The 14,107-nt window shown below is 68.1% G+C and carries 13 protein-coding genes; 11 read left to right on the forward strand and 2 right to left on the reverse strand.

Features of this window, described 5'->3' with window-relative positions:
* Positions 1-22: 22 nt before the first annotated feature.
* On the forward strand, positions 23-1,390 hold the full coding sequence (mpl, locus tag CDO81_RS05660) for a UDP-N-acetylmuramate:L-alanyl-gamma-D-glutamyl-meso-diaminopimelate ligase (protein ID WP_088482127.1): 1,368 nt from the start codon (positions 23-25) through the stop codon (positions 1,388-1,390).
* A gap of 725 nt (positions 1,391-2,115) precedes the next feature.
* Here mpl and CDO81_RS05665 read toward each other — a convergent pair.
* Together CDO81_RS05665 and CDO81_RS05670 are read right to left on the reverse strand one after the other, a co-directional pair.
* Positions 2,116-2,526 (reverse strand): PaaI family thioesterase, encoded by a 411-nt coding sequence (locus CDO81_RS05665; RefSeq protein ID WP_088482128.1) that lies wholly within the window; start codon positions 2,524-2,526, stop codon positions 2,116-2,118.
* 87 nt (positions 2,527-2,613) lie between these two features.
* Complete coding sequence (locus CDO81_RS05670) at positions 2,614-5,283, reverse strand: zinc-dependent metalloprotease (RefSeq protein ID WP_088482129.1); 2,670 nt, start codon at positions 5,281-5,283, stop codon at positions 2,614-2,616.
* Between the two features lie 121 nt (positions 5,284-5,404).
* Here CDO81_RS05670 and CDO81_RS05675 point away from each other — a divergent pair, with 121 nt between their 5' ends.
* The 10 genes from CDO81_RS05675 (at position 5,405) to accC (ending at position 14,058) form a co-directional block, all read left to right on the forward strand.
* Positions 5,405-5,995, forward strand: a complete 591-nt coding sequence (locus CDO81_RS05675; RefSeq protein ID WP_088482130.1) for a YqiA/YcfP family alpha/beta fold hydrolase — start codon at positions 5,405-5,407, stop codon at positions 5,993-5,995.
* 18 nt (positions 5,996-6,013) lie between these two features.
* Positions 6,014-8,056, forward strand: a complete 2,043-nt coding sequence (locus CDO81_RS05680; protein ID WP_088482131.1) for a ribonuclease catalytic domain-containing protein — start codon at positions 6,014-6,016, stop codon at positions 8,054-8,056.
* Position 8,057: 1 nt separating this feature from the next.
* On the forward strand, positions 8,058-8,909 hold the full coding sequence (locus CDO81_RS05685) for an energy transducer TonB (RefSeq protein WP_241516855.1): 852 nt from the start codon (positions 8,058-8,060) through the stop codon (positions 8,907-8,909).
* Positions 8,906-9,721, forward strand: a complete 816-nt coding sequence (gene aroE, locus CDO81_RS05690; RefSeq protein ID WP_088482133.1) for a shikimate dehydrogenase — start codon at positions 8,906-8,908, stop codon at positions 9,719-9,721. The genes CDO81_RS05685 and aroE overlap by 4 nt, the downstream gene beginning before the upstream one ends.
* Entirely contained in the window at positions 9,718-10,434 is a 717-nt protein-coding gene (gene mtgA, locus CDO81_RS05695; protein ID WP_088482134.1) for a monofunctional biosynthetic peptidoglycan transglycosylase, read from the forward strand. The genes aroE and mtgA overlap by 4 nt, the downstream gene beginning before the upstream one ends.
* Before the next feature lie 63 nt (positions 10,435-10,497).
* Positions 10,498-11,025 carry a hypothetical protein gene (locus tag CDO81_RS05700; RefSeq protein WP_088482455.1) on the forward strand — a complete coding sequence of 176 codons (528 nt, stop codon included), beginning with the start codon at positions 10,498-10,500 and terminating at the stop codon, positions 11,023-11,025.
* A complete protein-coding gene (locus CDO81_RS05705; protein ID WP_088482135.1) occupies positions 11,022-11,543 on the forward strand; it encodes a TlpA disulfide reductase family protein in 522 nt (173 codons plus the stop codon). Before CDO81_RS05700 ends, CDO81_RS05705 begins: the two co-directional genes overlap by 4 nt.
* Before the next feature lie 176 nt (positions 11,544-11,719).
* On the forward strand, positions 11,720-12,166 hold the full coding sequence (aroQ, locus tag CDO81_RS05710; RefSeq protein WP_162293490.1) for a type II 3-dehydroquinate dehydratase: 447 nt from the start codon (positions 11,720-11,722) through the stop codon (positions 12,164-12,166).
* A 52-nt stretch (positions 12,167-12,218) separates the two neighbouring features.
* Positions 12,219-12,695 carry an acetyl-CoA carboxylase biotin carboxyl carrier protein gene (accB, locus tag CDO81_RS05715; protein WP_088482137.1) on the forward strand — a complete coding sequence of 159 codons (477 nt, stop codon included), beginning with the start codon at positions 12,219-12,221 and terminating at the stop codon, positions 12,693-12,695.
* A 13-nt stretch (positions 12,696-12,708) separates the two neighbouring features.
* Positions 12,709-14,058: an acetyl-CoA carboxylase biotin carboxylase subunit gene (accC, locus tag CDO81_RS05720; protein WP_088482138.1), complete on the forward strand. Its 1,350-nt coding sequence runs from the start codon at positions 12,709-12,711 to the stop codon at positions 14,056-14,058.
* Positions 14,059-14,107 lie beyond the last annotated feature (49 nt).

Raw genomic sequence — 14,107 nt, forward strand, 5'->3', positions numbered from 1 at the left:
CTCCCCCGGGAGCGATCCCGACATGCATCTGCACATCCTCGGCATCTGCGGCACCTTCATGGGCGGCCTGGCTGCGCTCGCGCGCGAGGCCGGCCACAAGGTCACCGGCTGCGACGCCAACGTCTACCCGCCCATGAGCACCCAGCTCGAAGCCCTGGGCATCGAACTCATCCCCGGCTTTGGCGCGGAACAGCTGGAACTCAAGCCCGACGTCTTCGTCATCGGCAATGTCGTCACCCGCGGCGAGCGCTTTCCGCTGATGGAAGCCATCCTGGACGCCGGCCTGCCCTACGTGTCGGGCCCGCAGTGGCTGGCGGAGCATGTGCTGCAGGGCCGCCACGTGCTGGCCGTGGCGGGCACGCACGGCAAGACCACCACGACCTCCATGCTGACCTGGATCCTGGAGCACGCAGGCCTGAAGCCTGGCTTCCTGGTGGGGGGCGTGCCGCAGAACTTCGGCGTGTCGGCGCGGCTGGGCGAGGGAACCCCCTTCGTCATCGAGGCTGATGAGTACGACACGGCCTTCTTCGACAAGCGCAGCAAGTTCGTGCACTACCGGCCGCGCACGGCCGTGCTGAACAACCTCGAGCACGACCACGCGGACATCTTCCCCGACCTCGCCGCCATCGAGACCCAGTTCCACCACCTGGTGCGCACCGTGCCGGCCAGCGGGCGGTTGGTTGTGAACGCACGAGAAGAGGCCTTGCAGCGTGTCATCGCCCGCGGTTGCTGGAGCGAGGTGCAGCGCTTCGGCGCCAAGAAGGAAGAAGCCGGCATGCTGCGCGCCCGCGGCGAGCCGCAGGCCTTCGACGTGCTGCGCGGCAGCCTGAAGGTGGCCCGTGTGGAATGGGGCCTGATCGGCGAGCACAACCAGCTCAACGCGTTGGCTGCCATCGCCGCCGCGGAGCATGTGGGCGTGACGCCGGAACAGTCCGCCGAGGCGCTGGCCACATTCCAGAACGTGCGCCGCCGCATGGAGCTGCGCGGCGAGGTGCGGGGCATCAAGGTCTACGACGACTTCGCCCACCACCCCACCGCCATGCGCACCACCATCAATGGCCTGCGCCGCCGCATCGCCCCGGCCGAGCGCATCCTCGCCATCTTCGAGCCGCGCTCCAACACGATGAAGCTCGGCACCATGAAGGCCCAGCTGCCCTGGGCGCTGGAGGAAGCCGACCTCGCCTTCTGCAACCAGCAGGGCCTGGCCTGGGATGCGAAGGAGGCCTTGGCACCCATGGGCGCTCAAGCCGTCGTCGGAGCCGATGTGGATGCACTGGTCGCTGCCGTCGTGAAGGTCGCGAAGCCGGGGGACCATCTGCTGTGCATGAGCAATGGGGGCTTCGGGGGGATTCACGAGAAGCTGCTGGCGGGGTTGGCCGAGCGAGGCTAGATCGTCCGCGGTCGTACCGGCCGCTTTTGCCCAAAGCCTTTGGACTCCATGCACCGTTCCGGGAGTCCGCCCCGGCGGGCGGGTAACTTTTCTCTGTCGCGCCAGAGAAAAGTCACCAAAAGAGAGGCGCTGAACCGCAAGTCATCGGGCTGGTGCTGAAGCTCACGCGCGAAAACTCGTGCTCGGCTTGTGCGCCGAAGCGATCCGCTGCGCTCTCGCTGCTGTCCCTGTCACGACCACCATCCATCGCACCTTCACGCCGGTTAACGCCGGCTGCACGCCGGGCTCACCAGTGAATGCACCAACCCGCACGACGCGCCGTCGACGGCGCTTGGTCTTCAACTCGTGAGTTCGGCGTGCAGCCGACGTTGACCGCACAAGCGGTGGATGACGCGAGGTCTGGATAGGGTCAGCAGCGAGAGCGCAGCGGCTCGCTTCGGCTAAGTCTCTGAGCGTTTGTTTTCGCGCGATGTCCTTCGCAGGCCAGAGGCGACTTGCGGTTCAGCGCCTCTTCTTTGGTGACTTTCTTCTGGCGCAGCAGAAGAAAGTTACCCGCCCGCCGGGGCTGAGCCCGGACACAAGACAGCCCACTGCAGGCTGTCTTGTGCCTGGCGAAGGCCTTGCCGCTTGCAAGCGGCAAGGCAGGACTCCCGGCACAGTGCACCGAGTCGCAAAGGCTCCCGGCACAGGCAACCCCGCAACAACGGCGGCGGACAAACCACCCTTCACTTCCCGTACAGCACCATCTGCGTACACCGAAACAAGGCCATCGTCTTGCCCGTGTCCTTGTTGGTCACCACCGCATCCCACACCTGCGTCGTCCGCCCCAGGTGCACCGCCTTGGCCACACAGGCCACCGTGCCCTCGCGCGCCGTGCCCAAGTGGTTGGACTTCAGCTCCACCGTCGTGAAGCCGACTGCACCTTCAGGCAGGCTGGCCATGCAGCCATAGCCCGCACAGGTGTCGGCCAGCGTGACGACGCTGCCTGCATGAAGAAAGCCATTGGGCGCCATCAGCTCAGGGCGCACCGGCAGTTCGGCATGCACCTCGCCGTTCTCGACCTTCGTGATGACGATGCCGAGATGGCCCGGCAGGTTGCGCGCGCCGGCGGCGTTGAAGGAGGCGGTGTCCGCCATGCAGTTCTCCTTGTTGGTCAGTCATCGTAGCGACCATGAAAAAGGCCAGCCCGAGGGCTGGCCTTGCAGTCCGACGAAGAACGCCGATCAGCTGCGGGTCAGCGTGGCCTTGAGCATGCTGTTCAGCAGGTCCAGCGACTCGGCCAGGTGCGCCCGCGTCTCGACCGACAGGCCCGGCTTGGCCGAGGCCACGCGCAGCTCGTTGGCCAATTGCGTGGCGTGGAAGCGCGCCATCGAGAACGCGTCGGCATAAGCCGTGGCGCCATTGGTGGAGCGGTTCAGCTGGGCCTGCAGGCGCTTGAGGTATTCGCGCTGCAGGCTGCGGCGCATGCGGTCGATCTCGGCGCCGGTCTTCAGCTCGCTGAAGATCGCGCCCTGCAGCGTGCCGTAGACCTCGTTCAGCGACACCGCGCCCTTGCGCTGGCCTTCGGGCAGGAAGGAAGCCTGCTCAATGAGGCGGCGCGCGGTGTTGGGCGACATCAGGCGGTCCAGCACCCGGCCTTGCAGCGCGGCGACGGCGTCCGGAATGGAGAGCGGCAGGCCGCGGTCCCATTCGTTGTAGTCGACCGTCTGGGTGGCCAGGAACTCGGGCTTGAACTTGAACGAGTCGCTGGACAGCAGACCGCTGGCGATGAAGCGCAGGGCGTCGCGCTGCTGGGCGTTGTCCACCGGCTTGAAGGCCGGGCCCGTGGTCACGCCGGGCACCACGCGCTCCGCGTAGATACCGCCCACGTACTTGCTGACGTTGTTGGCCGTCATGCCGAGCTGCCGGAAGGCATCGGCCACGGAGCGGCGGTTGCGCAGCGGGTCATCGCCCAGGTTGGCCGGGCGTGCCTGCACGCGCTCCCACAGCTCCTGGCTCAGCTTCAGGCGCTTCCTGGCGTAGGCCAGCGGGTCGTCGCCCAGGTCGCGCTGGTTGCTGCGCGGATCGAAGCCGTCGTACGGGCCGCCCACGCCCTGGTCGAAGTCATCGCCATAGGCCAGCAGCGGCTCGGTGGAGCGCGCCGCGATCTTGGCCAGCTCAGTCGTTTCCTGCTCGGCCGGCACTTGCTTGTAGGCGTATTCGATGGCCCAGTAGTCGTAGGCCCCCAGCGTGGTGTTGGTCAGGCTGGCCTTGGGCTCGCCCTTGAGCGGCAGGTTGTAGGCGTTGTAGTCCATCACCGAGTTGGAGATGCCATGGGCCTCGGTGTAGGCCTTGTCGCGCAGCTGCGCCTGCGTGACCGTGGTGGACGAACGGAAGTTGTGCTTGAGGCCGAGCGTGTGGCCCACCTCATGCATGATCACGTCCTTGACCACGGCCTGGGCCAGGGCCTCGGCTTCGGGGCCGTTCATGTCCATGCCGTCGCGCAGCGCCAGCAGGTCGAGCGCGAAGCCCAGCTCGTTGGCCTGGTCGGCCATGTAGCTGCACTGCTCCTGCGCCAGGCGCTGGCTGCGCTCGCCCATCCAGGCGTGGGCGGCGTGGTCATGGTCGTGGGCGGACTGACCCAGCACGTCGTCGGTAGCGAGGCGGCGGGAGCCGCGGCCGAACACGTCGCTCATGCCGATGTCGGCGTCCAGGATTTCGCCGGTGCGCGGGTCACGGTTGCTCGGGCCGATGGCAAAGCCCACGTCAGCGCCGGTGAACCAGCGGATGGACGCATGCGTGGCATCCATGTTGTCCCAGTCGGCATCGTCACGCTGCTGCTTGGCCTGCACCGCGTCCTTGAAGCCGATCTTCTCGAAGGCCTTGTTCCATTCCAGGATGCCGGCCTTGACGGCTTCGCGGTACTTGGCGGGGATGTTCTTGTCCATCCAGTAGACGATGGGCTTCACCGGCTCGGACAGGGCCGCTGACGGGTCCTTCTTCTCCAGGCGCCAGCGGGCCACCATGTGCACGCGCGGGTTGGCCTTGAGATCGTCGCCCAGGTTGCTGTAGCTCTCCGTGAAATGACCCAGACGCGGGTCGGCGTACCGGATGGCGGCCGGCGTCTCGGGCAGCGCGCGGAAGCTGTAGACGAAGCTGAAGAACATCGAGCGCGGGTCCGGCGTGGCCTGCGGCGGCGACGGCATCGGCACGGGCATCGGCGTCAGGGGCGGTGCGGGGATGCGGGCCGTGGCGAAGTGGATGCGCGAGGTCAGCGTGGAGATCTGCGGGTCGGCGCGCGTGGCTTCGATGAAGGAGTTGGCACGGTCCGGCGCGAACGGCAGGCGGTAGGCCATCTCCAGGCGCGTGGAATAACCCGGGATGTCGCCCAGCAGCAGGCCACTGGCATCCACCAGCACCGACTTGCGGTCCGGGTGCTCGGCGCTGGCCACCGGCGTGCCGGCGATCAGGCTGGGCGAGAAGGCCTGGTCGAGCGCCAGCTTGCTGTCGGGGTTGCTGGTGCGGAACTTGGTGTTGAGTGCGATCAGCTGGACCTGATTGCCGATGCGGCGCCACTCGGCGAGTTCATCGCCCAGCATCTGGCTGGCGTACAGGCCGCGTTCGCCCACGGAGTTGGCCACGTTGACGCTGAACAGGAAGGGCTTGTTGAAGGCCTCCTTGGGGATCTCGATCCAGACCTTCTCGTCCTTGCGCCAGATCGGGAACAGACCCGGTTGCTCCTTGGCGCCCTTGATGACGTCGGCGAAGGGCTTGGGTGCCGTCGGGTCGACCGGGGGCCGCGGCGCGGCGGCGGCAGGAGCGGAAGCACCCGCGGCGGGAGCGGCAGGCGTCTGGGCATGCGCCAGGCTGGTCAGCGCGATCAGCGCAGCAGCAGCGAGGGCGGAACGAGGCATCGGGATCATGGTGTGACCGGATAAGACGAAAGGGGGCGACTGTGGAGGCGGGCGAAACTCACGTCAATCCGAGTCCGCCCGCGTCGCATCGTCGCGCCAAACGTCGCCAATGACTTCCGTCATGAATCTCACGCATCTGCTTTATTTGCACGGTTTTCGTTCCTCGCCCGCCTCGGCCAAGGCCCGCCGCATGGCCGCCTGGGCGGCAGAGCAACCGGGGCTCACCTTCGTCTGCCCCCAGTTGCCGCCTTCCCCCCAGGCTGCGATGGCGCTGGTCAGTGAACTCGTCGCCGCCTGGCCTGCCACCGGTGCGGCCGTGGTGGGGAGTTCGCTGGGTGGCTTCTACGCCACCTGGCTGGCTGAGCGGCCGGCGCATCGGGCCTGGCGGGTGGGCGTGCTCAACCCGGCGGTCGACCCGGCGCGGGACCTCGCCCGGCACATCGGCACCCTGACCGCCTGGCACGACCCCGCGCTGCAGTTCGACTTCACCGCCGAGCACGTGGCCGAGCTGGCGGCCCTTGCCCCGCCGCGCCACCTCAGCACGCCGGCCCGCTACTACGCATTGATTGCCAAGGGCGACGAGCTGCTGGACTGGCGCGAGATGCTGGCCCGTTATGCCGGCTGCGACGGCGACGTGCTGGAAGGCAGCGACCACGGTCTGACCGACTTCGAGGCCCACCTGCCGGGTCTCGTCCGGCACCTGCAAGGCTGAGGCGAGAATCACGCCCTTATGTTTGCGCTGTTTGATGATGCCGGGAAGTTTCTCGCCGGCCGTGTGATGTCCGAGGCCGACGCCTCGCTGCAGGTCGAACTCGACTCTGGCAAGCGGGTCAAGGTGAAGGGCGCCAATGTGCTGCTGAAGTTCGAGCAGCCGGCGCCCGCCGTGCTGCTGGCCGAGGCCCGCGCCCTGGCTGACGACATCGACCTGGACCTCGCCTGGGAGTTCGCACCCGAGGGCGAGTTCGGTTTTGCCGACCTGGCCCGCGACTACTTCGATGCCAAGGCCGGCGTCGTGCAGCAGGCCGCCGCACTGTTCCGGCTCTACGACGCGCCGCACTACTTCCGCCGCGCCGGCAAGGGTCAGTTCAAGAAGGCGCCCGAGGAGACGGTCAAGGCCGCGTTGCTGGGCATCGAGCGCAAGCGCCAGCAGGCGCTGCAGATCGAAGCCTGGGCGGAGCAGCTCGCCCAAGGCAGCTGCCCGCAGCCCATCCAGGACCAGATCTACAAGATCCTCTTCAAGCCTGACAAGAACGGCCCCGAGTACAAGGCCGTGGTCGAGGCCAGCAAGCGGTCGCACAAGGCGCCGCTGGAGCTGCTGCAGGCGGCCGGCGCCATCACCAGCCCCTACCAGTTCCACTGGAAGCGCTTCCTGTTCGAGAACTTCCCCAAGGGCACCGGTTTCCCCGCGCTGACCGCGCCGGAGATCAAGGACGAGCTGCCGCTGAGCCCGGTGCGCGCCTTCTCCATCGACGACTCGCAGACGACCGAGATCGACGATGCGCTGTCGGTGCAGGGCCTGGGCACGGGCACGGTCACGTTCGGCGTGCACATCGCGGCGCCTGGCCTGGCGATCACGCCGGATTCGGCCGTCGACAAGGTGGCCCGCGAGCGCCTGTCCACGGTCTACATGCCGGGCTGGAAGCTCACCATGCTGCCCGACGAGGTGGTGCAGGCCTACACCCTCATCGAGGGCCGTGACTGCCCGGCGGTGTCCATCTACTTCACGATGGACGAGTCGACGTTCGAGATCACGGCCCGGGAGACCCGGCTGGAGCGGGTGCACATCGCCAGCAACCTGCGCCACGACAAGCTCGACGGCATCGTCACCGACGCCACCCTGTCGGGCGAAGCCACCGCCACCTATGCGTTCGCGCCCGAGCTGGCGTTCACCTGGCGCCTGGCCAAGCATCTCAAGGCCCAGCGCGAAGTCGTGCGCGGCAAGCCCGAGAACTTCAACCGGCCCGACTACAACTTCCGCCTGGCCGGCGAGCGCTCCGAGGCGCCCAACGGCACCGAGTCGGTGGAGATCACCGTGCGCGCGCGCGGCAGCTCGCTGGACCTGATCGTGGCCGAAGCGATGATCCTGGCGAATTCCGCCTGGGGCGGCTGGCTGGCTGAACTGGGCCTGCCCGGCATCTACCGCAGCCAGGCCAGTCTGGCGCCCGGCATCAAGGTGCGCATGGGCGTGAAGGCCCTGCCCCATGCGGGCATGGGCGTGGCGCAGTACACCTGGGCCACGTCGCCGCTGCGCCGCTATGTGGACCTGGTCAACCAGTGGCAGATCATTGCCTGCGCCCGCCACGGCCGCACGGCCGCTCTGGCCGCGCCGTTCAAGCCCAAGGACGCGCAGCTCTTCTCGATCATCTCGGCCTTCGAGTCGGCTTATGCCGCCTACAACGGCTTCCAGAATGGCATCGAGCGCTTCTGGACGCTGCGCTGGCTGCAGCAGAACGCCACGACCGAGCTGACCGCCGCCGTCATGAAGGACGGCCTGGTGCGCGCTGACGACCTGCCCCTGGTGTTCAAGGCGCTGGGCTGCGAGAACCTGCCGCGCGGCAGCCATGTGAAGGTGCGCATCACCGGCCTGGACGAGATGACGCTGGACGTGCATGCCACCCTCATCGAGCGCCTGGACGAGGCTGCCGCCGCCCCCGAAGAGGCCGAAGGGGACGACGACGAGCTGGAGGCGGCCGCCGCGCCGTTGGCGCTGGCCATCGACGTCAACGATGCCGGCGACGCCGAAGCCGCTGCAACAGAAGGCGGGCCACGCTGACATGCGCCGGTTCAGCACGCTGCAGATCGCCCTCGCCTTCTCGCTGGGCCTCCACGGCGCCCTGCTGAGCTTGCGCATTGCGGCGCCTGACGCCTTCAACCGGATGTTCCAGGACACCCCGCTGGAGGTGGTACTGGTCAATGCACGCTCCACCGAGCCGCCCCCGAAGGCCGCCGCGCTGGCGCAGGCCAACCTCGCCGGCGGCGGCAACACCGAAACCGGGCGCGCCACCTCGCCCTTGCCGCCCGCGCGGCAACGCGAGACGGGTGACGCCGTTGAAGCCGCCCACACCCAGATCACGCAGCTGCAGCAACAGCAGCAGCAGTTGCTCACCCAGGTGAGGCGCGAGCTGGCCCTGCTGCCGCCGCCCGACCCGAGGCGCGAGAAGAGCGACCCCAACGAGCGGGCCCAGGCCGAGAAGCGCCGCCAGCTGGTGGACCTGCTCGCCGAGATCGAGAAGCGGGTGAACACCGAAAACGCGAGGCCGCGAAAACGCTACGTCAGCCCCGCCGTGCGTGAAGTGGTCTACGCCCAGTACTACGACGGCCTGCGCCGCCGCATCGAGGAGCGCGGCACTCGCGACTTCCCGACCTACCGCGGCCGCAAGCTCTACGGCGAGCTGGTCATGAACATCCACGTCGACCACAAGGGGCGTGTGATCGAGACCGAGATCGTCTCGCCGAGCGGCAACCCCAACCTGGACAAGCGCGCGATCGCGATCGTGGAAGCCGCCGCCCCCTTCGGCAACTTCACCCAGGAAATGCTCAAGGGCGCCGAAGTCCTGATCATCACCTCACGCTTCAAGTTCACCCGCGACCAGGAGCTGGAAACCACCCTGGCAGGACAGCAATGACCGATCGATACGCCGTTGTCGGCAACCCCGTGGCGCACAGCCGCTCGCCCACCATCCATGCGCTGTTTGCCGAGCAGACCGGCCAGGTGCTGGTCTATGAGCGGCTGCTGGCGCCGCTGGACGGCTTTGAGCCCACGCTGCGCGCCTTTGCTGCGGCGGGTGGCAAGGGCTGCAACGTCACCGTGCCCTTCAAGTTCGACGCCTTCGCGCTGGCCGCTCGCCGCACCAAGCGCGCGCAACTGGGCGGTGCGGTCAACACGCTGCGATTCGAGGCCGACGGCTGGGTGGGCGACAACACCGATGGCGCCGGCCTCGTCAACGACATCCAGCGCAACGCCCGCCGCCCGCTGGCCGGCCTGCAGGTGCTGCTGGTGGGCGCCGGCGGGGCCGCCGCAGGCGTGCTGGGCAGCCTGATTGCTGCCGCGCCGGCCCGTATCACGGTGGTCAACCGCAGCGTCGACAAGGCCGACGCCCTGGTCGCCAGCCACGCGCACCTGGGCGTGCCGCTGGCCGCTGCCACGCTGACCGACGCGCCGGCTGCGCAGGACGTGGTCATCAACGCCACCAGCACCAGCCTGGCCGGCGCTGCCGCGCCCGTCGGGGCCCAGGTGCTCAAGCCCGGCAGCCTGGCGCTGGACATGATGTACGGCCCGAAGGCCCAGCCGTTTCTCGATTGGGCCAGCGCGCACGGCGCCGAGGCGCGTGACGGCCTGGGCATGCTGGTGGAGCAGGCGGCCGAGGCCTTTTTCTTCTGGCGCGGCGTGCGACCCGACACCCTGCCCGTGCTCAAGGCCCTGAGGGCGACGCTGTGACACGCCACGTGCTGCGGCTGCTGGCCGTGCTGGTCTTGGCCGTGCTGTGCCTGCAGCTGTGGTTCGCCGGGCGCATTGCACTGATGCGGGCGCTGGCGCCTGAATCCACCAGCTTCCAGCGCAGCGAGATCGTGCGCCTGCTGAAAGAGAAGCACCAGGTGGCGTGGTCGCAGACCTGGGTCGACGACGCGCAGCTGCCCGCGACGCTCAAGCGCGCCGTCATCGCCAGCGAGGACGACTCCTTCGCCGAGCACGGTGGCGTCGACTGGGACGCCCTCAAGGGCGCCTGGCAGAAGAACGAGAAGGCGCAGGCCCGTGCCGCCGCCCGCGGCAAGGCCACCGCCAAAGTCATCGGTGGCTCCACCATCACGCAGCAGCTCGCCAAGAACCTGTTCCTGTCCGGCGAGCGCACGCTGCTGCGCAAAGGGCAGGAGCTGGTCATCACGTTGATGCTCGAAGCCCTGCTGGACAAGCGACGCATCCTGGAGATCTACCTGAACAGTGTCGAGTGGGGCGAAGGCCTGTTCGGCGCCCAGGCAGCGGCCCGGCACTACTTCCGCGTCGACGCGGCACGGCTCGGCGCTTTCGAAGCGGCGCGGCTGGCGGTGATGTTGCCCGCGCCCAAACGCTTTGAGCGACAACCCTCCGGCCCCTACGTGATGGGGCGCGCAGGCATCATCGCGGGCCGAATGAACAGCGCCCAACTGCCCTGACCGCCTGTGACTGACACCCTGGAGATCGCGGCCGCCGCCGCCCGCCTCATCGTCGACGAGGGCATGGACTGGGGGCCGGCCAAGCAACGCGCCGCCCGTGACCTGGGGCTGCCTCGGGCCGCGCTGCCCGGCAACGACGAGGTCGAGGACGCCGTGCGCGAGCACATTGCCATCTTCCATGCCGACACCCAGCCGGGCGAGTTGCGCGCGCTGCGGGAGCTGGCTGCGACCTGGATGGGGCGACTGGCCGAGTTCCGCCCCCACCTGACCGGCGCCGTCTGGCGCGGCACCGCCACCCGGCTGTCCAACGTCCACCTGCAGCTCTACTGCGACGACAGCAAGGCCACCGAGATCGCCCTGCTCAACCGCGGGCTGAGCTTCGACGTGGCCGAGACCAGCGCCGGCCGTGGCCGCAGTGTGGACATGCTCATCCTGGACGTGCCCTGCCCCGCCCTGGGAGAACGGGTGACGCTGTGCCTGACCATTCTTGACTTCGACGATCTGCGCGGCGCCCTCAAGCCCGACGCGCGCGGCCTGACCGAGCGCGGCGACCTCTCCGCCCTGCAAACCCTGCTGGATACCCCCGGATGACCCCCCTCACCCGCCGACTCCTCCTCGCCAGCGCCGGCCTGGGCGCCGCCGCCCTGGGCGCCGGCTACGCCTGGCGCAAGCTCAACCCGCCGGCTGTCTCGGCGGTGGCCGAGAACTTCTGGGCCCAGCGCTTCCCCGCACTGGACGGCGCCGAACTCGCCGTGTCGCGCTGGCGCGGGCAGCGCCTGCTGGTCAACTTCTGGGCCACCTGGTGCCCGCCCTGCGTGAAGGAACTGCCGGAGATCAACCAGTTCTACAACGAAGCCAAGGGGCAAGGCTGGCAGGTCCTCGCGCTGGCCGTGGATCAGCTGGAACCAGTCAAGGCCTTTCTGCAGAAGACGCCGCTGGACTTCCCGGTCGCGCTGGCCGGGCCGAAGGGGTTAGGCCTGGTGCGCGAGCTGGGCAACGCGGCGGGCGGCCTGCCCTTTTCGCTGGCCTTCGACACGGCGGGCGAGATCAGCTGGCGGCGCCTGGGAGTGACCCGGCTTGAGGACCTGCGCGAGCTGGCCAAGACCTGAAAACCGTCAGCGCCGGGCCTGCGGCGCGCCACGTCGGGCTTCAAAAGCGGCCCAACGGCGATTTACTTGAGAATTTCCCTATCCCGCGGGAAATCGGCCTCAAAACGCGTAAAGTTCGCCCTTCCTCAATTTAGTGGCGCCTCTCTAACCCTCCGGGGACGCGCGACGCCACGTGTTTGATGCAAGTTCTCGTCCTGCATGGCCCCAACCTCAACCTGCTCGGCACCCGCGAGCCCGAGGTCTACGGCGCGCAGACTCTGGCTCAGATCGATGCCGAACTGAGCAAGATCGCAGCGGATGCCGGCGCCCGCCTGGAAAGCTTCCAGAGCAACCACGAAGGCGCGCTGGTGGACCGCATCCAGGCCGCCCGCAGCGACGGTACCCGCTTCATCCTCATCAACCCGGCCGCCTACACCCACACGAGTGTCGCCATCCGCGATGCCCTGGCGGCCGTGGCCCTGCCCTTCATCGAAGTTCACCTGTCGAACATTCACCGCCGCGAAGCCTTCCGCCACCACAGCTACCTGAGTGAGCTGGCAGTCGGCGTCATCTGCGGCCTGGGCGCCAATGGCTACCGCCTGGCCTTGCGCCACGCCCTTGAATCGTTGGAAGCCGGCGCCTGACCCGGGCGCCGTCTCTTTCTTTCCCACAACAACAAATCAGCCTGGAGCCACGATGGACCTGCGCAAGCTCAAAACCCTGATCGACCTGGTCTCGGAATCAAACATCTCCGAACTGGAAATCACCGAGGCCGACGGCAAGGTCCGCATCGTCAAGGCCGACCCGGCCGCTGCCGCTATCGCCCAACCGGTGTACGCCCCGGCACCGGCCGCTCCGGTGGTGCTGGCCGCGGCCCCGGCGGCCGCTGCGCCGGCTGCCGCCGCAGCGGCCGCCCCCGCTGCCGCGCCGGTCGAGACCGGTCACATCGTCAAGTCGCCCATGGTGGGCACCTTCTACCGGGCTTCCAGCCCCAACGCCAAGCCGTTTGCCGACGTCGGCCAGGCGGTGAAGGAAGGCGAAGCGATCTGCATCATCGAGGCGATGAAGATCATGAACGAGATCGAGGCCGACAAGTCCGGCACGATCACCAAGGTGCTGGTCGAGAACGGCCAGGCGGTCGAGTTCGGTCAGCCGTTGTTCGTGATCGAGTGACAAGGACTTCCTGATGTTTAAGAAGGTCCTGATTGCCAACCGAGGCGAGATCGCCCTGCGCATCCAGCGCGCCTGCCGCGAACTCGGCATCAAGTCGGTCGTCGTCTACTCCGAGGCCGACCGCGACGCCAAGTACGTGCGTCTGGCAGACGAGGCCGTGTGCATCGGCCCGGCGCCCTCCGCGCAGAGCTACCTCAGCATGCCGGCCATCATCGCCACCGCCGAGGTGACCGATGCCGAGGCCATCCACCCGGGCTACGGCTTCCTGTCCGAGAACGCCGACTTTGCCGAGCGCGTGGAGCGCAGCGGCTTCACCTTCATCGGCCCGACGCCCGAGTCCATCCGCCTGATGGGCGACAAGGTCTCGGCCAAGCAGGCCATGATCCGCGCCGGCGTGCCCTGCGTGCCCGGCTCCGAGGGCGCGCTGCCCGAGGACCCCAAGGAGATCGTGCGCATCGCCCGCTCCATTGGTTACCCGGTCATCATCAAGGCGGCCGGTGGTGGTGGCGGTCGCGGCATGCGTGTCGTGCACACCGAGGCCGCCCTGGTGCACGCCGTGCAGACCACCCGCGCCGAAGCGGGTGCGGCCTTCGGCAACCCCGAGGTCTACATGGAGAAGTTCCTGGAGAACCCACGCCACGTGGAGATCCAGGTGCTGGCCGACACCTTCAAGAACGCCGTCTGGCTGGGCGAGCGCGACTGCTCCATGCAGCGCCGCCACCAGAAGATCATCGAGGAAGCACCGGCGCCGGGCATCCCGCGTCGCAGCATCGAGAAGGTGGGCGACCGCTGCGCTGCCGCCTGCAAGAAGATGGGCTACCGCGGCGCGGGCACGTTCGAGTTCCTGTACGAGAACGGCGAGTTCTACTTCATCGAGATGAACACGCGCGTGCAGGTGGAGCATCCGGTGACGGAGCTGGTCACCGGCATCGACATCGTGCAGCAGCAAATCAAGATCGCCGCCGGCGAGAAGCTGCCGTTCACGCAGCGCCAGATCGAAATGCGCGGTCACGCCATCGAGTGCCGCATCAACGCGGAAGACCCGGTCAAGTTCGTGCCGTCGCCCGGCCGCATCACGATGTGGCACGCCCCCGGCGGCCCCGGCGTGCGGGTCGACTCGCATGCCTACACGAACTACTTCGTGCCGCCGAACTACGACTCCATGATTGGCAAGATCATCGTCCACGGCGACACCCGCGAGCAGGCCCTGGCGCGCATGCGCATTGCGCTGAGCGAGACCGTGGTCGAAGGCATCCAGACCAACATCCCGCTTCACCGCGAGTTGATGGCCGACGCCAAGTTCATCGAAGGCGGCACATCCATCCACTACCTCGAAAGCTGGATGGCGGCTCACAAGCGTTGACCCTTCGCACCGGCTGACGCCTGCTCCGCACGGGACGCTGGCAGCGGCC

It is taken from the genome of Roseateles puraquae, assembly GCF_002205845.1.
GTDB classification, from domain to species: domain Bacteria; phylum Pseudomonadota; class Gammaproteobacteria; order Burkholderiales; family Burkholderiaceae_C; genus Pelomonas; species Pelomonas puraquae.